The 25013-nt window shown below is 45.9% G+C and carries 7 protein-coding genes; all 7 read right to left on the reverse strand.

From position 1 onward, the window contains the following. Window positions 1-83: 83 nt before the first annotated feature. Window positions 84-1061, reverse strand: coding sequence for a TauD/TfdA family dioxygenase (locus ACXAGP_RS03795; RefSeq protein WP_475259640.1), 978 nt, complete (start codon window positions 1059-1061; stop codon window positions 84-86). Window positions 1062-1133: 72 nt separating this feature from the next. Next, a complete protein-coding gene (locus tag ACXAGP_RS03800) occupies window positions 1134-2768 on the reverse strand; it encodes an NAD(P)-binding domain-containing protein (RefSeq protein WP_475259641.1) in 1635 nt (544 codons plus the stop codon). Window positions 2769-2907: 139 nt separating this feature from the next. Next, window positions 2908-18021, reverse strand: a complete 15114-nt coding sequence (locus ACXAGP_RS03805; protein WP_475259642.1) for an amino acid adenylation domain-containing protein — start codon at window positions 18019-18021, stop codon at window positions 2908-2910. Between the two features lie 46 nt (window positions 18022-18067). Continuing rightward, entirely contained in the window at window positions 18068-19666 is a 1599-nt protein-coding gene (locus tag ACXAGP_RS03810; RefSeq protein ID WP_475259643.1) for an MBL fold metallo-hydrolase, read from the reverse strand. A 54-nt stretch (window positions 19667-19720) separates the two neighbouring features. Next, window positions 19721-20707 (reverse strand): sulfotransferase domain-containing protein, encoded by a 987-nt coding sequence (locus ACXAGP_RS03815; RefSeq protein WP_475259644.1) that lies wholly within the window; start codon window positions 20705-20707, stop codon window positions 19721-19723. Next, entirely contained in the window at window positions 20697-22460 is a 1764-nt protein-coding gene (locus ACXAGP_RS03820; RefSeq protein WP_475259646.1) for a cyclic peptide export ABC transporter, read from the reverse strand. Before ACXAGP_RS03820 ends, ACXAGP_RS03815 begins: the two co-directional genes overlap by 11 nt. Before the next feature lie 28 nt (window positions 22461-22488). Further along, window positions 22489-24948, reverse strand: coding sequence for a penicillin acylase family protein (locus ACXAGP_RS03825; protein WP_475259648.1), 2460 nt, complete (start codon window positions 24946-24948; stop codon window positions 22489-22491). Window positions 24949-25013: the final 65 nt, after the last annotated feature.

A 25013-nucleotide genomic window follows, 5' to 3' on the forward strand; every position in this document is an offset into this window, starting at 1 on the left:
ATTTTCTATTGTGTCGCGCTATCACTTGAACTTGCAGCGGGGCAACGCTTTGCAGAGAAAAGAGCTTTACCAAAAAGCTACTTTTACGACATCGCCACCAGAATTTTTCGCGGGCCAGAAAAAGGCGCCCTGCCGTGAGCCATCAACACGTTGTCAATAATCAACGCATCCCCTTTTTGCCAGGGGAAATAGATGGTCAGTTGTTTGAATGCATTTCTTACGCTAGCCAACATCTCGTCGGACATTTCACTACCGTCACCAAAGCATGCGTGTTGTGGTAACTCGTGTAATTTGCCGTTACACATATCCACCATGGCTTCGTAGTAATCACGAGGATGGTTAGAGGCGTGAAACTGATCTGCCTGATTAAACCAGGCCTTTTCTTTAGTAACAGGATGGGTCGCGACCCCCAGACCTAACTGGGTGGTTCGTAATCCTCCGTCCTTTTTCCATTCAAAATCGATATTGGATTTCTTACAAAACTCAGAGACTTCATCTTTGTCTTCAGTTTCAAAGGTATCCTGCCACGAAGGCCCGAAAATACCTGTGCCATCATGCATATTGCGTATATAGGTCACCTTGCGTTGCTCGAACATATCGATGACTTCCGGGTCCAACAAGCTCAACACTTTGCGGCCATCGGCAATCAGTGTATTACCGTCTTTGTGGGGCGCTGTTACACAACAAAAAAATAAGTGTTCTGGCCACTGTTGGTTGTAGGAAAACTCATTGTGCAACGAAATAAAATGTTCGGCGGGGTATTCTGTGGAGGTATATATACCTTTTGACAGCTTAGTACGAGGTGAGTTTCCGCCGGTGTAATCCAATAAACCGGATTGTTTAAACTGCTGTAAAAACTCATCAAAGTGCTCAACTGTATCAATGCCAAAGTTACGCAGCAAGATAGCGCCATGGCTTAATAGTTTCTCTTTTAACAAGTCACTGTTTTCTGCCTTCCATGCGGTTAATTCAGATAGTTTTGAAGCACTGGATGGCCCCTCAGCCTCGATGATAAATGGAGCACCACATTGCTCGTTGAATATTTTTGTTGTTATGGTCATTTAATCATTCTCACAAAAAGTGGAGAGCCCGTAGGCTCATCCAGCATTATTTATCTCTACCTTATAAAACGCCTATTTGGCCGCCGCCATAGGGCTGTTTTGCGCTGTATTCATAGAGAAATCTTTCTCCATAGCCATAGAAAGACCCGCGTCCATAGTGGCGTTTGGCGTCATAGCTTCGTCCATCATGGCTTCTTTGAAGATATTCACAGCCACTTCACGGAAACACTCTCTTTCATAATCGTTTTCCAGGTCTTCAAGGATGTGACGCTCATAGGTCATTTTTCCTTTGCTGTAAAAGCGCACGATTGGATGCAGATATTCCACTTCATGGGCTTTTTCCGGCGACGGATCACGCTCAATGTTGAAGGTGTCGGTTACATGACTGAAATCGCCGTATTCCAATGAAATTGTGCAGTAAGAGTCGAGAGAGGAAAGCTCGCTATCTGCCATATATTCGAACGGCACATCTTTCAGATACGTTAACTCTTCTACATCGTCAAATACCATGACATCACCGATAAAGCCCGGCTGCAAGAACATGGCTGACGAGTATGTCATTTGTTTGAGTACATGTTTGGCAACTGCTTCGGGATCTCTGGCTAGTTTTTCAGCAGGCCAGGCGACACCGTGATTTTTCTTGTTAAGCAAATTAGCCAATGCCTGAATGTTGTATCTGAAACCGTGAATAAAACCAGACATGGTCTTTTTAAAATCTCGCTGATGCATCAACACACCGGCGAAATACATACCTGGTACATTGGTAGATTCCCATGAGCTGGTCATTTTCGGGAACTTGCCTTCGTGGCTTAGTGCTGGAGTGCAGCTTTCATCAAAGATGGAATTATCAAATTTGAATCCCGTTGCCATGATCACGTGATCAAATGGGATAGAACGCAACTCATCTTTGGCGTGTGTGTAATGGATGTGAGCCATGATTTTGCCATCTTCGGTGCGCTCCAAAGAAGTGATATCCGCATCCAAAACGATGTTCTGCGATTTCAACTGATAAGTGTCCAGGAAGTTGTTGTTGACGGCGCGCACATTGCCAACATAGTGAGAATTCCACGCCAGTTTGATGGGGCTCGGGCTACACAGAGCCACAACAGCGGTGGTTTCAATCAGGTTTTCAGCAGTTTCCAGTGCTGAATTACCTTTACCTAAAATAAGTACCCGCTTATTTTTGTATTTCATCGGGTCGATAGAGTGCTCGCTGTACATCTCAGCTAATTCAGCGCCCGGGAATGTTGGAATTTTTTCTTTGGAAAAGCCAGTAGCAACGATAATGTTCTTAGCCACCACCATATCGCCACTTTCACTTTTCACTGTGAATTCACCTTTATTCTTGCTGACCTTAGCCACTTTAAAGCCATACTTAATTTTCAGGTTGTGGGTACTGGTAAAATCTTCCAGATATTCAGTCAACTTATCCGCAGATGAGAAATAGTCCTGACTGTACTCAGGGAAGAAAACCTTGTCGTTTAATAACGAATTCCAATCCCAACGCAAATTAATTTCCGCGTCATCAAAACCGGTATTAACCTTATTGATTGAAATCAGTTGTCTGTGACGAGGGTAGTGACGGAAGAACTCGCCAACATTGTCAGCAGCCTCGACGATAGTGTAGCTTTTTTGCTGCTTTTCCAGAAAATAAGCCAGCTGTAAACCTGCAGGGCCCGCGCCCACAATAACGTAATCTAGTTTCATATTTACCTTCATTTTTGTTTTTAGGTTAAGTAGTTTTTTGCCGGGCGAAGCGCATTAGCTCTGTCGTTAGGTAAGTCTTTTAGCACTGTGCCCGGAATTTAATTTCTTCGGTTAAAATTTTTAAAAGCGATTTTTCACATTAAAGGGCACCCTCCACAAAATCATCGTCAGTGGCTTGTCCGGTGTTCGCCGACTCGCCTGTGGACAGCAACCCATCAGGCTGCTCAGGAGTGGTATTGGCGATGATGTATTCCGCTGTACCACTGATGGTTTTCAGGTTGAAGAGCGCTTGCAATGGTAATTTGATTTGCAGCTCTCGCTTCACTTTGGACACCAGCATAACCGCCAGCAATGAGTGACCACCGAGACTAAAGAAATCGTCATTAATTCCGATGGTTTCTGGGGCGATTTGCAGTATGCCAGCCCAGATATCCACCAACTTTTTCTCAAGGTCATTGTGCGGTGCCACGTATACCGTTCCTGAAGCAAGGCTGATATTCATCTGCTCTAACGTCTGCCGGTCCACTTTACCGTTGGCCATCAGCGGCATTTCTGGCAGCGCGGCAAAGGCCATTGGTACCATGTATTCAGGAAGGGTTTGCAACAGGTGTTCTTTGAGCGCTTCGCTGTCCGGGGTTTGCTCTGTGTCATTGGCGATGTAAAAGGCGATCAACTGTTTGTTTATCAGGCCATCTTCGTTTTCCTGGCTTTGCACCACTACAACCGAACTGGCTATCTGAGGATGTTGATTCAGCACAGATTCAATCTCAGCCGTTTCGATTCGGAAACCACGAATTTTCACCTGGGTATCAATGCGCCCTAAGTACTCGATGTTGCCATCATCTAACCAGCGTGCCCGATCCCCGGTTTTATACATTCTTCCGGAACGAGTGAATGGATTGACAACAAACTTCTCCTTGTTCATGTCTGGACGATTCAGATAACCTCGTGCTACGCCGTCACCAGCGATATGGAGTTCGCCTGGCACACCTACCGGAGCAGGCAAGCCCTCTTTGTCCAGAATATACACTTGAGTGTTATTTAGCGGTTTACCTAAGACAATACTGGTGCTATTGCAGGTATTTTCCTGGGTCAAAGGCTCCGAACAAATTTTCGAAATTGTGGTTTCAGTAGGACCGTAGTTATTAAAGACCTGGCACTGGGGATTTAGCACGTTAACCAAATCTACAATGGGTTTACTTAACGCTTCACCAGCAAAAATCAACGCTTTTTCTACTTTCACTATCTGGGTTTCTGAGGTTTTGAACATCTCAAAGTGAGAGGGCGTGATTTTCATGCAGTCGATGGGATGCGCAGCCATATAACTGTGCAGATCTGCTGGGTTGTTCACGTAATCATTACTGAACAAGGTCAGCGTTTTGCTAAACAGCAGCGGCACATACAAGGCAATATTGCCCAAATCGGAGGAAAATGTGGACACTGCAGCAAATGTATCACAGGCCAATAAATCCATGTTTTCCACAACAGAATAACAATAATCCACCACCATTCGATGTTCGATCATTACCCCTTTGGGCTGCCCTGTTGAGCCAGAGGTATAAATCACATACGCCAGATTGTCGGATGTAGCTGAGGTATTGAGATTTTGATCACCTGCGTTAACTCGAGCAATGATGTCATCAGCAAGACATCCTCTATCGTCTAACACAATGACTGTTGTTCCAGGTTTTACCAAGGAGGAGACTTTGTCTTTAAATTTTGTCTGAGTAATGACGATGTTGGCCTGGCTATCTTGCAACATGTAAGACAAACGCTCTTGTGGATAATCAGGATCCAGTGGCACATAAGCGCCACCAGCTTGCAGAATGCCCACGAGCCCCACCATCATGCTCAGTGATCTTTCCACACACAAGCCCACCAGACTATCTGGCTTAACCCCCTGTGATTGGAGATATAAGGCCAATGTCATACTCTGCAGATGTAGCTGCTTGAAAGTCATTTCTCTGACTTCGCTCTCGTGTGCTTCCACTAAAGCCACTTTCTCAGGGTTTTCTGTTACCTGATGATTGAACAACTGATGGATACATTGGCCCTTCGGATAAACCAGGTTATTGCTATTGTTTTCCACCAACAGTTTTTGTTGTTCTACTTCATCCACATAATTCAATTGGGTGAGTCGCGCTGTTGGCTCCGCGACAATTGCTCGGCAAAGTGCGGTGAAATGCTTCACCATGCGCTCAATAGTTTGCTGCTTAAACAACGCCGTTTTGTAGACAATCATGCCTTCCAGACCTTGCTCAGTTTCTGTGAAGTGCACAATCAAATCGAAGCGGCTGAAATTCAATGCCAGTGGAAAGTCCCGGATATCCTCATCTGAGAGATCCATGGCCACGTTGTGCAACACAAACATCACCTGGAATAACGGACTAATGCCGACAGTTCGGTCGGGTTGAACCAGATCGACAACTTTCTCAAATGGCGTATCTTGGTGCTCATAGGCTTCAAGGCAGGTGTTTTTCACCTGCTCCAGGAAAGATACGAACGAGTCATCATCTTGCACCTGGTCACGGTAAACCAGGGTGTTGGCAAACATACCAATCAGGCTTTCTGTTTCCTCGTGTTGACGATTGGCGATAGAACCACCAAAACAGATATCTTCTTGACCAGTGTAACGGTATAGCAAGGCTTTAAACGCTGCCTGTAAAGTCATGTATAAAGTCGCGTCTTGCATCTCGGTTAACTGATTGAGTGCCTGTGTTAATTCGGCATCAATATGAAACACTTCGGTAGCCCCGGCAAAGTTGGGCACAGTGGGTCGAGGAAAATCTGTGGCTAGCTTCAAGCGCTCTGGTGCATCTGCCAATTTCTCGCGCCAGTAGTCTAGCTGCTTGTCTAGCAGGCCACTTTCTTCCATGTACTTTCTTTGCCAGATACTGTAATCCAAATACTGAACAGGCAGTGCTGGTAACTGTGGAGCCTGACCTTGCTGCAGCGCAGACATAATCTGACGGAATTCCTTGATGATGACATTCATAGACCAGCCATCACTGATGATATGATGCATGTTCAATACCAGCACATGTTCCACATCACTGAGTTTAATGATCTGGCCTCGAATGAGCGGTCCTTGTCCTAAATCAAAAGGTGTAGACGCCTCTTTTTGACACAACTCCTGTGCAACTTCTACCCGTTGCGCATGGCTTCCAAGATGAGTTAAGTCTGCACTTGCTAACTTGAATTCCAGGTGTTCTAAAATAACTTGCTGAACTTTGCCATCCACACCCGGATACAAGGTGCGTAAATTTTCGTGACGAGCAATAATCAAATTCATGGCCTGCTCTACCTGTCGGCTGTCCAACGGCTGGCTCGCATCGCTTTTGATTGTCACAGCGCCAGGAATATTGTAACCGGCACTGTCAGGATCCAGCTGATCGATGAACCACAAGCGTTCCTGAACATAACTCAGTGGCAGCGAGTCATTGCCTTGCGCTAGCAATTCAGCGCGGCTAACCGGTACGATTGCAGGTAACTGACTTTGCTCAGTTTTACTCACAGTGTCAGCTAACTCGGCCACCGTTTCCTGTTCAAACAGCGTTTTTAACGCCAGATCAATGTTAAACAACGCGCGAATTTTAGAAATTACCTGGGTCGCCAGCAACGAGTGTCCCCCCAGTGCAAAGAAGCTGTCATGGATCCCGATTTCATCAACCTCTAGTCCCAAAACTTCACTCCAGATTGCGACTAAAGCTGCTTCGTTGTCATTGCTCGGTGCCACATAGCCCTGTTTATGGGCCAGATTCAACTCCATAGTTTCCAATGCCAGGCGGTCGACTTTGCCATTCGGTGTTAATGGCACAGATGCAATGCTGACCCAGGCTGCTGGTACCATGTACTCAGGTAAATCCAACCTGAGCGCGGCTTTTAGTTGCTCGACATCCAGTTCAATTAACTTATCTTCCGTGGAGGCTTTGGCCAAATAGAAGGCCACAAGTGACTTACTGCCTTCTTCGCCTCGGGCTACCACCACACTCTCTTTAATTTCCGGGTGGTGATTCAGTCGCGTTTCAATCTCACCGGGTTCAATGCGATAACCGCGCAGCTTCACCTGCTGATCAGCCCGTGCAATATAGCTCAGCTGCATAAAATCGCGATCGTTGTCTGGTACCCAACGTACCAGATCCCCGGTTTTATAAAGACGCGCCTTGATATCATCGGAAAAAGGATTGGCAATAAACCGTTCAGCGGTCAGTGCAGGTTGATTCAAGTACCCCCTGGCCACCCCCTCACCACCGATGTAAAGTTCACCGGCGACACCAACCGGAGTCGGGTTAAGTGCTTTGTCCAACACGTATAACTGCGTATTGGCAATAGCGTTACCTAACGAGACTGTATCGGTAACCTGACAGGTAGTGGACCAAACAGCGGTCTCAGTGGGGCCATACATATTCCAAAGTTCCAACTGCTCACAAGCCAATAAGCCCTCTTTTAAATCGTTGCTCATTGCTTCGCCGCCACACAGGGCCTTGAGTGACTGCTCTGGTTGCCAGTTGTTATTTAGCAGCATTTTCCACGTGGCAGGTGTCGCCTGCATAACGGATACATTATGGCTGCTTATCAGGTTAGCCAAACGATCTGGCGAGCTGATGTCGTCGGCAGCAGCAAGCACCACCTTTCCGCCACTAATCAGCGGCAGATAAAGCTCTAAAACGTGAATATCAAAAGACAAAGATGTTACTGCCAGCAAAGTATCTTTCTGACAGAAACCAGGCTTGTCTTGCATTGAGCTCAGGAAGTTGGTGACATTATGATGCTCCAGCATCACGCCTTTGGGTTTACCTGTTGAACCTGAGGTGTAAATCAAATACGCCAGGTTGCTGGCACTCAGGCCCACTTCCCGGATATCAATATTATCAGTGGATTGCTGCATTAACTCGCTGGCAAAGGCAGCATCATCCAGACAGATGACCTGATCTACGGAGGCGGTTTGTTGTTGGGCCAACTGCGCCGCAAAGAGACCTCCAGAGAACAGTTCGGTAGTAAACTGCTGGGTCAGGTGCGTTTGGGTAATAACCCAATGCACTTCTGAATCTGCCACCATGTGTACCAAGCGGGCGCGCGGGTAAGCTGGATCCATTGGCAGGTATGCTCCACCCGCCTTCATAACCGCCAAAACACTAATCAACATTTCAGTAGAGCGATCGACACAGATACCCACGACTGATTCAGGCTTAACCCCCTGTTTAACCAGATAATGAGCCAGTTGATTGGCGCGATGATTTAGCTGCGCATAAGTCAATGCCTCACCGGCAAAAACCAAGGCGACCTCATCAGGTTGGGCTTCTGCTTGTGCTTCAATCAGTTGGTGAATGCATTTTTCCTTAGCATAGTCAGTTGCAGTATCGTTTTGCTTGTCCAGGAGTGCGAGTTCCGACGCTGATAATCTGTTGCTGATATCCTGCAAAGTTTTGCAATCAGAGCTCTGCAAAGCAGCCAACACTTTAGCGAAGTACTGTAATAATCTGGCAATGGTGGCATCACTAAACTGCTCGGCGCGATAGGCCAACTCAAAACTGAGCTGACTATTTTCCGGGTTATTTTCAGGTAGCACGGTTAAGGTCAGCGCATAGTTGGTTTGCTCATCATTCTGAATGCCAGAAACTTTAAGGTCAGAGTCAGCAATCACTTTTTCGATTTCCTGATCCACCGGATAGTTTTCAAATACCACAAGGGTATCGAACAGGTTTCGCCCCCTTTCACTGCCTTTGCCCAGTGGGCTTAATTGCTGAATCTCAGATAGCGGCACAAAACCATGGTCGGCGCGCTCAATACTGGATTTGTTAAGTGCTTTCAACCAAATGTCGATAGCACCGTCTTTAGTAACATCAACCAAAACCGGCAGACTGTTAATAAACAGTCCAACCATCTGCTCAACATCCATGATCTGCGCCGGACGTCCCGAGATAGTCTCGCCGAAAATCACTTGCTGTTCACCGCTATAACGGTGCAGCAAATAAGCCCATGCGGCCTGAACTAAGGTATTGAGCGTGACCTGATGTTGCTTCGCAACTGATTGTAATTCGGCGTATTGTACTGCGTTCAGAGTATGCACTTGTTTTCTGGCGCCCGCGCTTTGCCTGTCACTCTGGCTCTCCACATCAAGCTGAGTGGTTGCTACCACACTTGCTAACGTTGTTTTCCACCAGTTGCGCGCTTTTTCGTGGTCTTGCTGCTGCAGCCATGAAATATAGGTGCCATAGGACTGAACCTGCAGTAGTGATGTGGCTAAACTGGCAGACATGGGGTTATTTTCGCCATGCGCAGATTGTTCAGCTTCCAGGTACAACGCCATAACGTCTTTAAACACCAAGGGTAACGACCAACCATCTGTCAACGCGTGGTGATTTGACCAAATCAGGCAGTGTTGCTCTTGTGACAATTTCACCAAGGTAATACGCATCAACGGAGGCCGTGCTATATCAAATCCCTGAGCTTTATCTTCCTTAATCAAGATTTCCAGGCGCTTCTGGCGTTCTTCTTCACTCAATGCTGACAGGTCAACTTGTGCCAATGGAAGTTCAGCCGTCGATAAAACTAACTGCCAGGTAAAATCTTCAGTGAACAAGGTGCGATATACATCATGGCGACTGATAACGGTATTAAGGGCCCATTTCAGGGCATCGGTGTTAAGAGGGCCAGACAAATTAAGCGACAATTGTGATACATACGCAGAGGCATCAAGACTGCTATGGAACAACATCCCCTGCTGCATACCTGTGGTCGCATAAGCCTTTTCCAGGTTAGGCCATGTCTGGTGCCACAAAGCCACTTTCGCTTGCACATCGGACGCCAATCCCTGCTGTTTGAGGATATTGGCATCAGGGAGTTCAGCGTTTTGTTCCAGTGTATTTTGCGTATTCACCTGAGCTGCCAATTTTTCGATGGTCTGTGACTCAAATAATTGACGTGTAGTGAGCCCAAGCCCGGCCTGAGTAGCTCGATTGACGGCTTGAATTGCCAAAATAGAATCACCGCCTAAGGCAAAGAAATTATCGGTGATACCTATCTTTTCTATCTTCAACAATTCCTGCCAGATGTCACACAATTGCTTTTCTGTCTCTGTGCCAGGTGCCACGTATTTCTGAGTCGTGAGTTGAGCCGAGACGTCTATAGCCAGCAGTGCTTTACGGTCAACTTTACCATTGGCAGTCAAAGGCAGTTGCTCCAACATCACAAACGCCGACGGCATCATATAATCCGGTAAAGACTGCTTAAGATGGTCGCGCAAAGAAGCAATGATTTGCTCCGGACTTTGAGAAAGTTCAGCGTTCTTGAGTTCTGTACGTGTAAAGAAAGCAACCAGTTTTTTCGGCGTATCTCGGTCGATAACTGCTACTTCGTTAAGTTGTTCGTGCTGCAACAACACCGCTTCGATTTCACTGAGCTCAACGCGAAATCCGCGAATTTTCACCTGCTGATCAATACGCCCCAAAAACTCCAGCTCACCGACACTGTGTGCGGATCCCGTACCGGGAATACAGCGCACCAGGTCACCAGTGCGATATATACGTTCGCTACTATTTTTCACGCCAGGATTGTAAAAAGGATTGGCAATGAACTTCTCGTCAGTCAATCCTGGTTGATTGATATAACCTCGCCCAAGGCCAATGCCGCCAATGAATAGCTCGCCAGCAACACCCACAGGGCAAGGCGCCAGATTGCGGTCCAGTACAAAATACTGAACATTGGCAATGGCGCGTCCAAAAGACATCACCTCATCACCGGGTATGCAGTGTTTAAAACTGCTGGAAATACTGGTTTCGGTAGGTCCATAAACGTTAAAAAATTTTGCCCTTTTACCCCATTTTTCCACCAGTTCCAGGCTGTATTTTTCGCCACCAGCCTCAACGGTTTTAATGCCAGGCATAGCCTCCGCGTCTAGCAGAGCAAGAACCGATGGCGGAACGTGTAAGTGGGTCACCCCGGATTTATTCACCACCTCGGTGATAGTATCCAAATCCAACAGGTCATCGTTGCTGATCAGGCGCAATGTGCCGCCTGATGTCAGCGCTCCAATCCAGTCTTCTGCACCGGCGTCAAAAGCGAAGGAGTAGTATTGTAAAATACACGTATTGCAGTCATAGCCGAATCGTTGCTGCATATCCAGAGCGAGATTCACAATACCGGCATGCTCAATAAGCACACCTTTGGGCTTGCCCGTGGAGCCTGAGGTGTAGATTACATAAGCCAGGTGGTTTGGCGTTAAAACCTCTCCGCAGGGCAGATTTGTCTTGTTTATATTCTCTTCACTGTAATCCCCCAGCAAAGCCTCACGTATTTCCTCGTCTAACGGCAGTATTTGCTGCTCATCCAAAGGTAACTCAGATAGCAGATCGTTTTCGGTCAGCAGGATTTCTACTGCCGAATCCTCCAGAATATACTCAATACGGTCTTGCGGGTAGCCAGGGTCGATTGGCACGTAGGCGGCCCCTGCTTTTAAAACCCCCAACTGGCCAATCATCATTTCCAGAGAGCGTTCCACGCAGATGCCCACCAATGCGTCGGGTTTTACCCCCTGCTCTATCAAGTAGTGAGCCACCTGATTCGATGCCGCATTCAACTGAGCGTAGGTGAGTTTTTCTTCGATACCATTGCATCCCGCACTAAACACCACAGCTATGGCGTCTGGACTTTGCTGCACCTGCGCTTCAAATAATTCATGTATACATTGATTTTGCGCAACATGGAGTTGCTCGGCATCAGAGGCAGCAGATTGCCCGCTTAACATCAGCTGTGTTTCTGATTCGGTCAATAGCGGTAGTTCAGCAACGGTCATACTCGGCGTGTTTACAATTGCCTGCAACAAGACTTCAAAGTGGCGGCTCAAGCGTTCAATCGTGGCAGTATCAAATAGCGATGTGGCGTATTCCCAAACAAAGAGCATGCCGTGGTCAGCAGCTGGCTCCATTTCGAAAATATCTAAACTTAAGTCCAGTTTAGAAACCGATTGGTTTTGCTGCACCGCGTTTATGGTCAATTCCGGTAGCTCAAACTGACCAAGTTCATTGTTCTGCAGTGCCAACTTAACCTGCACCAGAGGTGAGTAACTCAAACTGCGATCCAGTTGTAATTCGTCCACCAGTTTTTCAAAGGGTAATTGCTGATGTTCGTATGCACCTAACAGATAGTCTTTAGTGCGTTGCAATAAGGTTTCAAACGTTGGGTTATCAGACAAGTCAGTGCGTAACACTAGCGTGTTAACAAAGAAACCCACCAGAGGCGCAAGTTCAGCCTGGTCTCGGTTTGCTACTGGCGTTCCCACCACAATGTCATCTTCGTTGGAGTAGCGACCTAATAAAACAGCGTAGGCGGCATTCAGTACCATAAACAGCGTAACATCGTATTGCTGCGCTAATCTGTGCAGCCCTTGTTGCACTTCTTTACTGATCTTTTGTTGATAAGTGCGTCCTGCAAAGTTTTGCATTGCTGGTCGCGCGCGATCCAGGGGTAAATTGTGAACCTCCGGTATGCCCTTCAACTGCGCCTTCCAGAACTGATAATTATGTTCTAGCACATCACCCTGTAACCAGTTGTTTTGCCACGAGGCATAATCTGTGTATTGAATTTCTAGCGCTGGTAATGGATTAGGCTGCTGCTCTACAAATGATTGATATAAGGCGGTGAACTCTTTAATGATGATACCTTCAGACCAACCATCAACGGCAATATGATGCATGGTAACCAATAAAGCATGTTCTTCTTCGCTGAATTGTAGCAATTTCACGCGCAGCATCAGGTCGTTACTCAAATCAAAAACCTTGTCGGTTTCTTCTTGTATATGGTGCCGTGTAGCCTGCTGTCTTTCAGCTTCGCTCAAGCCATGAAGGTGTTCAACTGGCAGTGATAAATCAAAGGATTTTGAGACAACTTGTGTCGCATCGCCCGACTCACTCGTGTGGAAAGTGGTGCGCAACACATGATGACGCTCTACGATACTCTGGAATGCAAATCTCAGTGCATCCAACGCCAGCTTGCCTGACAGGGTAAATCCGCGACAGAGGTTGTATTGGGTACTGCCCTGCTCGATTTGATCCAGTAACCAAAGTCGTTGCTGGTCATAGGAAAGTGGCACAGATTCATTAGTTTGTTGAGGTAAAATTCTTGGTACCTGGCTCACCGCTGCAATTTCTATGACTTTCGCCAGCTTCCTAACGGTTTGCTCAGTAAATAAAATTCTGATGGGCACTTCGACACTCCACACTTTGCGGATCTGTGCCACCAGACGAGCAGCCAACAAAGAGTGCCCTCCAAGCTGAAAGAAGTTGGCCGTAACACTGATGCCACGGTCCCCTGTCACGTCGATGTTTAAAAGCTCTTGCCACATCAAACAAAGTTGTTTTTCGGTTTCAGTCTCTGGCGCAACATAGTCTTCGGTAGCGCTAATAATCGGTTCAGGTAAGGCGTTGCGATTGATTTTACCGTTGGGAGTTAACGGGATCTGCTCTAAAACCATCACCGCAGAAGGCAACATGTAGCTTGGTAACAGAGTCTCCAGATAAGCACTTAAATCCGACTGCCAATCCCTCTCTGTTGCGGCACAAGCCACGGGAACCACATAGGCTACCAGATAACTTGCCTGCCCTTCACCAAAGACGTGTGCCACCGCATCTTTCACATCCTTATGCTGCTTTAGTGAAACTTCAATTTCTTCCAGTTCGATACGATGACCACGTACCTTTACCTGTAAATCGACACGGCGCAAATATTCCAATGTTCCGTCCGCTAACCAACGCACTAGATCTCCGGTTTTGTAAAAACGCTCATCAGCGTCTGTCGCAAACGGGTTGGTGATAAATCTCTCTGCAGTCAATTCAGGCTGATTCAGGTAGCCTCTGGCTACACCTGCACCAGCGATATAAAGCTCTCCCGCCACACCAACAGGTACTGGACTCAAGTGTTTGTCCAACACATAACATTGGGTATTCGCGATAGGTGTTCCAAGGGTGATATCATCTGTAATGCGCGTCGTGGCCGACCAGACTGCGGTTTCTGTTGGGCCATACATATTCCATAGCTCAATGTGAGCTTTAGTCAGCAATGCATCTTTTAAATCCACAGGCAAAGCTTCTCCACCGCAAAGGGCTTTCAAACCAGTTTCTGGTTGCCAATCGTTGTCGATTAACATTTTCCACGTAGCAGGTGTTGCCTGCATAATAGTGACACCATGGGCCTGCATAAGCGCTGCCAAAGCATCAGGGGACACTACTTCTTCTGCGGAGGCAATGATCACTTCGCCCCCTGCGATAAGAGGCAAATAAAGTTCCAGCACGTGAATATCAAAAGAAAGTGAGGTAACGGCCAGTAATATGTCGTTCTGTTGCAATCCCGGTGCTGTTTGCATTGCTAACAGGAAGTTTGTAATGTTTCGGTGCTCCAGCATAACCCCCTTGGGTTTGCCAGTTGAACCAGAGGTATAAATCAAATATGCCAGATGGCTTGCTGTCAGACCGAGCTCAGCGATATTGAGATTACTGCACTCGCACTGTGCCAGTATGTCTTGCATCTGTTGATTGTCCAGGCAAATTGCCTGTTGCCCTGAAAATCTCGCTTGCAGCGCCTCAGAAGTGATTACCCACTGAACACCAGAATCAGACATCATATGCTCTAGACGGGCATTCGGATAGGCAGGATCCATTGGCAAATAGGCACCGCCGGATTTCATAATGGCCAAACTAGCCACCAGCATATCTAGTGAACGTTCCAGGCAAATAGCGACGACCGTATCGGGTTTAACACCTTGAAGTACAAGGTAATGGGCCAGTCGATTAGCGTATTGATTAAGTTGTTCGTAAGTTAGACTTTTTCCATTACAGGTGGCTGCAATCGCAGTTGGTGTCTCGACTACCTGTTGTTCGAATAACTGATGAATAGTTTTATCTGTGGGGAATTCGGCTTGCGTACTATTCCAGGAGGTTAATAATGTGTTGTGCTCTGTATGGCTTAATAAAGGCAATTGGCTGATAGGAGTTTGTGGTGCGCCAACAATACTCTCAAGCAGCGCAGCAAAATGGGTCATCATGCCCTTAATGGTCGTTTCCTCAAATAGATCACTGGCATATCGCCACTCCATTTCAAGGCCGTTGTTATTTTCTTCGATGGTGAGCGTCAGATCGTATTGAGCAAAAGTTCCCAAAGACGCCAGTTGTTTGCTCTCTAGTCCTGCTAAATTGAGGGGTTCTGCGTCCTGACTTTGCAAGATCAGCATAACCTGGAACAATGGACTATGACTCAGATCACGCTGAGGTTGCAGTTCGTCCACCAATTTTGCAAACGGGGCTTGTTGATGTTCATAAGCCGCTAAAGTACGTTCTTTGCTTTGCTCAAGGAGCTGCACAAATGACGGATCCTCAGACAAGTCTGTGCGGAACACCAGATTATTGATAAACAGGCCAATTAACGAAGCCAATTCCGACTGCTCGCGATTGGCAACGGGAGAGCCAATCACAATATCTGTTTCACCGGAATAGCGACCAATAAATGAGGCAAAAGCGGCATTCATCAACATAAAGAAAGTGGCATTGCTGTTGTGTGCCAACTGATATAACGATTCCAGGAGGTCTTTTGAAAGTGTCTGTTTTAGCGCCGAACCAGAAAAGCTTTGTGCTGCAGGTCTGGGCTTGTCTAATGGCAAGCCATGCACTTCAGGTAATAAGTTTAGATGTTGTTTCCAGTAGTCCAGGTGATGTTTTAACACATCATCTTGTAACCAATTTCTTTGCCATTGTGCATAGTCGCCATACTGAATTGCCAATGGTGCCAGGGGATTCTCTGCCCCCTCACTATAAGCGCCATAAAGGGCATTCAACTCTTTGGTAAGCACTCCCAAAGACCAGCCGTCAGCGGCAATGTGATGCGCCGTTAATAACAGAATATGTGACTGGGCATTAAGCTTAAGCAAGGTGGCACGCAGCATTAAATCTTCTGCTAGATTGAACAGTTTGTTGGCTTCTTCCAAACTCAGTTGTGCAATACGCTGTTGCTGTTCGTTGTTTTGCAGAGTAGAGAGATCCAGCGCCGCCAATTCAAACTGGACGGCATTGTTGACCTGTTGTAGAACCTGACCATCTTGTTCTATGTAAGTTGTTCTCAAGGCTTGGTGTCGGTCAACTATCGTAATAAACGCCTTTTGCAGCGCACTGACATTGAGCTCGCCGAATAACTTTACAGACCAGGACAGATTATATTGCGCCCGGTCTGATTCAATTTGATTCACCAGCCACATCCGCTCCTGTGCAAATGAGGCAGGCAAATCTCCCGTTACCGATACAGCCTCAATGCTTGGCACAGTAGTGCCAGAAGCGGTTTCAATCACTTTGGCAAGTTTGCGAATCGTATTGTTGCTGAAGAAATCTCGAATCGAAACATCAATCTGCCACTTTTTCTGGATCTGGGAAATCAGATTTGTAGCCAGCAAAGAGTGGCCGCCTAAATTCAGGAAGTTGTCTTCTGCACCAATGTGCTCGACACCGAACGTTTCTTGCCAAATAACACAAAGCTCAGCTTCCACATCTGAAACCTGAGGCTTTACAATTTCCGGTTGCGTTGTAGCGGGGCCTGCTTCTGCCCCCTGCAACGCAGAATAAAGTGGCTCCAAATCATTGGCCAGATAACGCTTTTTCGACAATGAACGCTGAATTTTACCACTTGATGTTCTGTTAATGCGGCCAGCCTTCATGAAAACCACATCATCTAATACCACTTCAAATTGCTCAAATATGGCGAATTTAATGGTCTCAACCGCGGCGTTATAATCAAATCCTTTCATCTCATGACGACTAACTTCCAACAATAAAACCGCCTTACCATTGTATTCAAAAGCAGCCGCGCCATTTTGATTCAAACCGGGATAAACGTTGTAAGCCAGCTTTTCGAAGTCTTGAGGATAATAGTTACGTCCTTTGATAATCATCACATCTTTAATGCGCCCCGAAATATACAGCTCGCCCTGATGCAAAAATCCTAAATCGCCAGTGCGCAAATAACGGTGCTCATCATTTGGCAATCTGAAACCAAAGGCGGCATTGGTTTTTTCTTCGTCGTTCCAATACCCCTGAGCCAGACTGGGACCAGCAAACCAGATTTCTCCCACTTCGCCTTCTTGCAGTTCATTTAGCGTATCAGGAGATACAATTTTTAGCTGATGCTCAGGCTGAATATTACCGTGCGCAATCAAAATTTGTTGTTTTGTCTCATCTTGAGAAAGTTGCGCCTGGCCTTGTTGCAGGCCTTCGCTAACAAAGGCATTGGCCAGATAAGGCGCTGAATAGGTGCCGCCACAAATAAACACAGTTGCTTCTGCCATACCATATGCAGGGAATATCGCAGACTCTTTAAAACCAACTCTGGAAAAGCGTTCGCAAAAGCGCATTAGCGTGTCAGCATCAAGAGGTTCAGCAGCATTAAATGCAATACGCCAGCTGGAGAGATTAAGCCCAGCCATTTGATGCGGCTTGATGCGTTCAAGGCAATGATCAAAAGCAAAATTTGGTGCCCCACCAATAGTGGCTTTGTATTCGGTAATCGCTGACAACCAGGCAAGCGGATTTTTGATAAATCGAACCGGTGACATCAGAACCGAGTGAACCCCCAGATATATTGGCAGCAACAAGGTATTCACCAGGCCTAAATCATGGAATAACGGCAGCCAGTTACAGAACACATCCTGCTCACTACAATTGGTGGCCTGTTGCAGGGTTTTAAGGTTAGCGACGATATTGCCGTGAGTAACCACCACGCCTTTTGGCGTACCCGTTGAACCAGAGGTGTATTGCAAGAAAGCGATTTGCTCAGCCTTGGGCTGTTCGATAAGTTGCTCGTCCGACATTGAAGTTAGCTGCGCAAACCCTTTCACCGGGAGTGGCGCTAATTCACCTTCCAACTGGGATTTCAACATCTCATTGGTGAGTACCAGGTTGGCATTGCAATCATCAATTACCGTCACCACACGCCCCGCGTGCTTTTTACTTTGCGGCGGGTATAGCGGTACCGCCACAACACCAGCATATAAACACCCTAAAAACGACTGAATATACTCAAGACCCGGTGGAAACAATAAAACGACTCTGGACCCGGCTTCACATTGCTTGCGCAAATACCCTGCGATTGATTGCGCCTTTTGGTGCAATTCACTGAAGCTTATTGATGACGTTTCACCATTGTCTTCAATAAAAGTAAACGCCTCTTCAAGGGGTTTAGATTGAGCATGAACTGCCAGAAAATCGTAGATAGTTTCCATACAAGCACCTTAGCTTTGTTATTCTTTTAGTTTTTAATTTCAGTCGTTATTTGAGATCGATGGTTTTCTTACAGAACATGATTTCTGCAGGCACATTAATTTCTTCACAGGCCGCCAAAAACTTATTGGACTCAAGAACCTGTCTCGAGTCTTCTTCATGCTCAAGACCGTTGAAGTATTTAAAACACGGCTCCAAACCGATGGCATATACACAAACCTGTTTGGCGTTAAACTCTTTCACCATGGGCAATGCCTGAGCGCAATCGGAGCCATCTAAGCGACGCGAATTTTTGATGTTTTTCGGCACCTTTTTGGTATGTAACGCCCCGTAAGCCCAGGTATATGGCGCCCCAACGCATTCCATTCCAATCGCCAATACATCAAGGTCCGTGAAAAGCTTGCCTAATTGTTGATAGAGGTTGCGATCCGGGTTAGACGAATCTGCCCCAAAGAAGCATTTTTTGCCGTAGGCCTCGATATACCAGGCTGTTTTAGAACGAATATTCAGATCACCGTGTTCCCCCAAAAACGGAATACTCACGATACGTCCGTCGGGAATGCTGATTTCGTCCAGGTCGTCTACTTCCAATACGTCGAAATTGAGCTGTTTTAACATTAAGCGCAACGAGGGATCAGCTAAGCTGCCACCATTGTTTTTCGGTACAACCACTTTGTTGGTTTTATAACGCAGTTGTAGCAGTGTTTCGATATTGGCATGGTCCATGTGGGTATGGGTTAACAGGATATAATCTATCACCGCCGGTAATTCACTGTGACCAATCATGGCTTCGGCATCATTGGCATCTCTCGACGCAATAATAGGATCCACCAATATACACACCTCTTTGGTTTCAAAAATAAACCCGGCATGTCCGGTATATCGTAATCTCACCCCTTCAGTTACTGGTTGGTGGCCAATTTGAGGCTTTTCGGTGGTGAACAAATCGCGATATGCTAACCCGCCGGTTTGCTCATACTTGCCGAATAGTTCATCCACTCTTTCTGCCGAGATGGGCACTTCACGAGCTCTGAATATCTCATCGACAATGTCTGCATTAAAATCTGCTGCAATCTGCATATGATTGGCATCTGGTAGTCTTGGTGTACTTAACACAAACGGACGCTCTTCTACTTTGGAGAGCATGCCGAAAGACAAGCTTTGCAGCTCAGGTTTATAATAACTACTTCTGTATAGCAGTGGCTCAATTAGTCGATAGGAAGGACGGTGTTCCATATCAAGGAACAGTTCAACACAGCCCTTTAGCGGATCGGGGATTTTATCGTAAAGGTATTCAATAGTTTCGCCACTGGTGTGATTGAATAGCAACTCATCCAGATATCTGACCGCATCTGATAACTCAATGAGATCACCACATTTTTCGTCAAGTTCAGTAATCAAAGCCTGGATATCTTGTACTTGATCTTCAGTACAATTCAGAAATTCACCTCCCGTGAGCACGGTTTCTTTGGAAGCGATTATGTGTAACTTATAGTTCTTCACAAAGGACTGCATAATGCGGCGGTGAGTGTTGACGATGTATCGGGATGCAGTGACTGGTGGCAAAAGATAAGGCCACGCATACCAATGGTTCACTAAGGGTTCAAAGTAAGTGTCTTCTTTTAGATAAAGCAATTCGTTGCTCATAATTATAGTTCTCAGTTTTCTCGCATTTGACAGTGCTTCGGATTGTAGAACCGATCACTGCCAGTCAAATTCAGTTTCTAACAAGTCAAACAGTTTTTGATTGTAAGGTCGGTAAAACTCTGCCAGTGCCGCCTTTGTTTGCGCATCAGCCGGGGGGCGTTTTATGGGATTTTCATTGACCTTTTTGTCGTATTCGGGAATATCGATAATTGGTATTTCCAGAAACTCTTGGATTCTTTCCAATGTTGGCTGTCTCTGGCGGAAGTAATCGGCGACATCCAGTACTAAAACATTTTTGTTGCCGAAGCGTTTGCGCCATAACTCAACCGCTTTGTAATAAATACCTTCCTCTAAAACGGGCAAACCATTGATACTCTCAACGGGTATGCTGGGGAATAAATCCATAGCCCGGTCAGCGTAATCGGCAAACGAGTTGAAATGCTGATACCTTTTGTGCTTGTGCAGACCTTTGCCGCCTCTTAGCAATTCCCACTTCCAGAAAGAATAAGCCCGGTCTACAGGATCACGCAGAGTAATAATGATTTTACAATCGGGGTTGTGTTCATAGAGTGTTTCCATGACAAAAATGCTATGTAGTTTAGGGTCGAGATAACCACATCGAATGGGACCGCCCACTTGCTCAGCTCTTTTTTGTACTTCTTTCACTGTGGGGTAGCAGGCTCGCCAGTATTTTTTCCAGTGTAATTTCGGCTCCTTCACTAGCGGCGGATAAACATTGGGATGGGCCAACAAATGGCTTACCAGATCACTGGAACCACTCTTGCCCGGGCCCGTCATCACATAATTGGGAACGAATCGCTCTTTAGAAACCCAGTCCCTGAACCTCAATCTCCACTTGGGCACATCAGAAAAATAATAAGGCAAAAACTGGTATTCAATGGCTCCTTTGATAAGCTTTGGTAGATGGCTGAAAAGCGACTCGCCGGAATACAAGATCTCTCTGTATTCCATAGTCAATTCAAAGCCACGAAAGAGCCTGGCCATTTGCAGCTCATCTAATACCTCATGATTAGATGACACTTGCGGACTCCTCGGTACTTTTATCCAACGCCACTCGATCCAAAGACTGATAGTCGCTGTCTTCGATGATCCGGCCTCTTTCCATTCTCACGAGTTTATCTGCAAGGTGAAAATATCGATCATCGTGAGTGATAACGATCACCATTTTATTGAGCTTTTTCAGGTTGGGTAAAATGTCAGAATAAAATATCTCTCGAAATTCTGGATCCTGATCGGCAGCCCATTCATCAAACAAGTAAATACTGCGATCTTCGAGATAAGTAACCAGTAACGCTAAGCGCTTCTTTTGACCATCAGAAAGGTCCGTACTGGAGAACTGCCCATCCTTAATGGTGACTTTTTCCTCCAGCCCAAGCTGCTTCAACTTCTCTGTAGCGCGACTATCCAGATCTTTGTCTGACAAGCCAAATAATTTAGGGAACAGAAAGAAGTCGGAATAGATAGCCGAGATGTTTTGACGACAAAGATCGCGGTTATTGTCAGTTACTGCATTACCATCAAAAAAGATATTGCCCTTGTCATGGATGTAATGCAGTGATAATAATTTTGCCAGTGTAGTTTTACCTGAACCATTCCCCCCCACAAGGTAAGTGATCTCTCCTCGTTTAAGCGTCAGATTAATTGGTCCTAAATGGAAGCCTTCCTCTTCGTTCTTCAAAGCTGGATAAATATACTCCACGTTTTCTAATCGAATCTCATCCGGGCTGGCAATTTTTTGTGATGCGACATCAGATTCCTGTTCAATTGCCATTTCGTCATAAAGCTTATTGAGTTTTCTGGCAGCGACTTTCGCTGTCACAATGGTGGGCATTGACCCCACCAGTACAGTGATCGGTCCCAATATATAGAGCAAGATCATTATTGAACCCAATAGAGCATCCTGTGACAGCGTGAAGTAATTCACCATGACATACGCCACTGCACCAATGGTGAAAAAACTGATTAAGTTGCTATAAGTTGTCGCAAAAACAATAAAGGATTTGCCGGCTTTGGTTGCACTACCGAATTCATCTTCCACTTTGAATAGTTCTTCTTTTAGGAATGCCTCTTGTTTTTGCTTGTTTAATTTCAGCTCTTTCGCACCATAGATTAGACCTCGTATTCCTTCCTGCACTTCATCATAACTATTGCGCCCTCTGGACATGTGCCTGGAGCCAAACCTGACTGGAATTTGGTAAGTGAGAAATCCAAAGGCAATTAAACCAATAACGAACAAGAAGATTTCCAACTTCAAGTAGATAAGAAAACTCAGCATGCCGAAAAATGTCGTGGCGGCCACCAATAAGGCGGGAATGGCTGATGCTCCATTCGCGATTTCCGCAACATCTTTATTGAGTGCTGTCAAAAATCGAGAAGGACCAACCTGATCCAAATTCTGGATAGGGAGCTTAGAAATTCGGTTGTAGATGTTTTTACGCAAACCCACTGTCGCATCTGTGGCTACCTGCAGCATAAACATCCCGGATAATCCACGACAAAACAGGATCACCAGACAAACGGAGAAGAAGAACAAGGCTTGGGTTGGATGTGAAACTTCAAACATTCCCATTAACCAATATGAGTCCTCAAACTCCGGTTCCATAATTCGACTCAATGGTGGTTGCAAAGAGAGCAAAATAAGCGGTACTAAAAAGGAATACGCTATCCCTCCAAGTCCGCCCAGTAAAATGGATAGAAACACCTTATTAGGTGCTGTGGATGTTAACAGTCCAAATAACTTTATCTTAGAATTGTTGTGGTTATCGTTTTTCATTTTGTACACCTTAATTCCCTTGATGGCTTTATTTGGCTGGAACCAAATCGAGTTTGTGCTCAGTTTGTGCAGCTTCTGTAACCCCCATCTGCATGGGCCACAATTCCAGCGCTTTATAGGGCACAAGTGCATCGTCATAGTGCTCACTAAACACGTGTCCACTTTGCCCCGTCTGGGTAATAAAGCCGCTGTCATTTTCTGCACTAAGGTCTATTACCTGGCGATAACCGGCAGTGGATATCACACCGTACCCATGCTCTTCGGAATAAAACCAATCAGCTCTGTTAACACTAAATCGATCACTGCTGCCAGCAATGGAACGATCAAAGAAGCTGTTCAAAAACTGAGAGCCAACGAATGCATCATGGGGTAGGAAGAGGGTATTAATATCTTCCCATTGAGTGGAGAAGCCAATCTCACGACTCAGCTCATCAATTGCTAAATCCAAGGCAATCAATCCCAAATCATCACAAGACTCATGCTCTTGCGTATTAATTTGATCACACCAGTCAAACTTTACTTCAGGACTTCCGTAAACCACTTTTTTAAACAAAGTGGGGTTTAGTCTGGCAATGAAGGTTTGCACCATATTACCCTGCAGTTCGTGCAACAGTGTGCCTCTCAAATCATCAGCAAGTAACAAACTGTTAAAGTACTTTAACCACACCTGATAGACTGCGCTCTCTGTGCTGTCACCTGTTAATATGCCATTCCAATCTTTTAGTTTCTGAATGACTTCTTTTTGTTCCGAAGTTGTAACTGGCAGGTTAACCAAAAAAGGTAATAACTCTCTTATTTGCGTGCTCTGCGTATCACCTTGAAGCGCCTTAAAATCTGCTGGCGTTAAATGTTGTTGGTTATCAATGCTATGTTCAATAACCTCTCTAATTCTCTCGGCCCGATAGGGCGGTGACCACAAGTTTGCAATGATATAGGGGTAATCGTCAGGATGATTCTGGTCATTTGCATTAACAATAAAACCTTCTTCCGGATTGATGTTGTGTGGCATTTCTTCAAATGGAATGTACCTTAGCCATTGATACTCATCATTCCACCCTGGTACTGGTAATCTCCCATTACCATTATTGCGGATGGGGATTTTGCCAGCAGCAAAAAGCGCGATATTCTTTTCAGAATCGCCGTAAATGATATTCACCGCCGGTGTTTTATAATTCTCCAGCGCCGCGCTAAAGCTGGTCATATCCGTGGCATAGTTCATGCCTAGATAACTTTCAAAGGTTTTGTCTGTCGCATCTAAGGCGGACCATCTAACCGATAAAGGACGGTCTACTCGGCCAATGGCGTCGCTGATTAAGGGACCATTTCGCGTCCTCCGCACTTCCCATTTCACAGGTTGTATCTTCTCAGTCAGAAATGACGGAAAGGCGGATTTGATATGGATATATTGCTCTTCAATTTCCATGTCTACCCACTCGCCATTTACTTCATACTGATTCTGATTTACCGGATTAACACGCTCCACAAAAGTGTCTGCTGCATCGGGGAACATATTAGTATTACCCCAAGCGACGTGCTGATTCCGGCCCATAAGAACAAGCGGATTACCCGGAAACGTGGCGCCGGTGACATGGAGTTTATCGCCTTTGATATCCGCCAGATACCAGAGGGAAGGAATAGCCGGTCCAAGGTGCGGATCACCTGCTAATAAAGGAAAGCCAGTTGCCGTATGCTCGCCTGAGACAACCCAGGCGTTACTGCCCATCGCAATTTCACCACCAGTATTAAACTCTGCTTGTAATCGGTCATTTAAAGCAATTAAACCTTTTTGAATTTCGCTATCTGCGACGCTACCAGCATAAACATCGCCAGCAGATGGATTGTGCAGATTGACATTGGGCATAATTTCATTCGCTCTATCTAAACCAATCTGTTTCACTAACAGATCAAAGTTAGTTTCGATGGAGTGAGTTGGGCCCAGTGAGAGAGCCATTAACTTAATCATTAATACCGAATCTACGGGTTTCCACAATTCGGGGTTAGTATCAAAAATATAAAACTCAACAGGCAGTCTATGACCCTCATTAATCCAAGCGTTAACTCCCGCAGAATAAGCTTCTAAAACTGCGACGGCTGATTCATCCAGTGAGTCGAGCGCTTGCTGAGCAGCACGAGTAAGCCCATAAGTACGCATGAGCTTATCGCCATCCAGGACATCAATCCCCAATATTTCACTCAGGCGCCCTTGAGCGGTGCGTCGTTTATAGTTCATTTGCCAGAGACGATCCTGGGCGTGCAGGTAACCAATAGCAAAAAAAGCATCATGGTCGGTTTTGGCATTAATATGGGGAATAGCGTATTCATCGCGAATGACTTCAACGGACGCGGTGAGGCCCTCAAGATGAACGGTACCTTCAGTTTGTGGCAAACTCTTCAGCAGAAAGCTATAAAAGAAAGCAACTGCAATGAGAATAGGACAAAAAACCCAGAGGACAAAACGAGATAAAATAGGGTGAGAGCGCATTATCATATTGTTATTTCCTTTTTAACTCTACGGCATGATATAGAATTGCAATCAATTCCCCGGAGGTCGAT

This window comes from Planctobacterium sp. AWM4_229 (assembly GCF_056160305.1).

Excerpts from the sequence above, each read along its gene's own strand:
- ACXAGP_RS03795 (WP_475259640.1), bottom strand. The coding sequence starts at position 1,061 with ATGACCATAACAACAAAAATATTCAACGAGCAATGTGGTGCTCCATTT.
- ACXAGP_RS03800 (WP_475259641.1), bottom strand. The coding sequence starts at position 2,768 with ATGAAACTAGATTACGTTATTGTGGGCGCGGGCCCTGCAGGTTTACAG.
- ACXAGP_RS03805 (WP_475259642.1), bottom strand. The coding sequence starts at position 18,021 with ATGGAAACTATCTACGATTTTCTGGCAGTTCATGCTCAATCTAAACCC.
- ACXAGP_RS03810 (WP_475259643.1), bottom strand. The coding sequence starts at position 19,666 with ATGAGCAACGAATTGCTTTATCTAAAAGAAGACACTTACTTTGAACCC.
- ACXAGP_RS03825 (WP_475259648.1), bottom strand. The coding sequence starts at position 24,948 with ATGATAATGCGCTCTCACCCTATTTTATCTCGTTTTGTCCTCTGGGTT.
- ACXAGP_RS03820 (WP_475259646.1), bottom strand. The coding sequence starts at position 22,460 with ATGAAAAACGATAACCACAACAATTCTAAGATAAAGTTATTTGGACTG.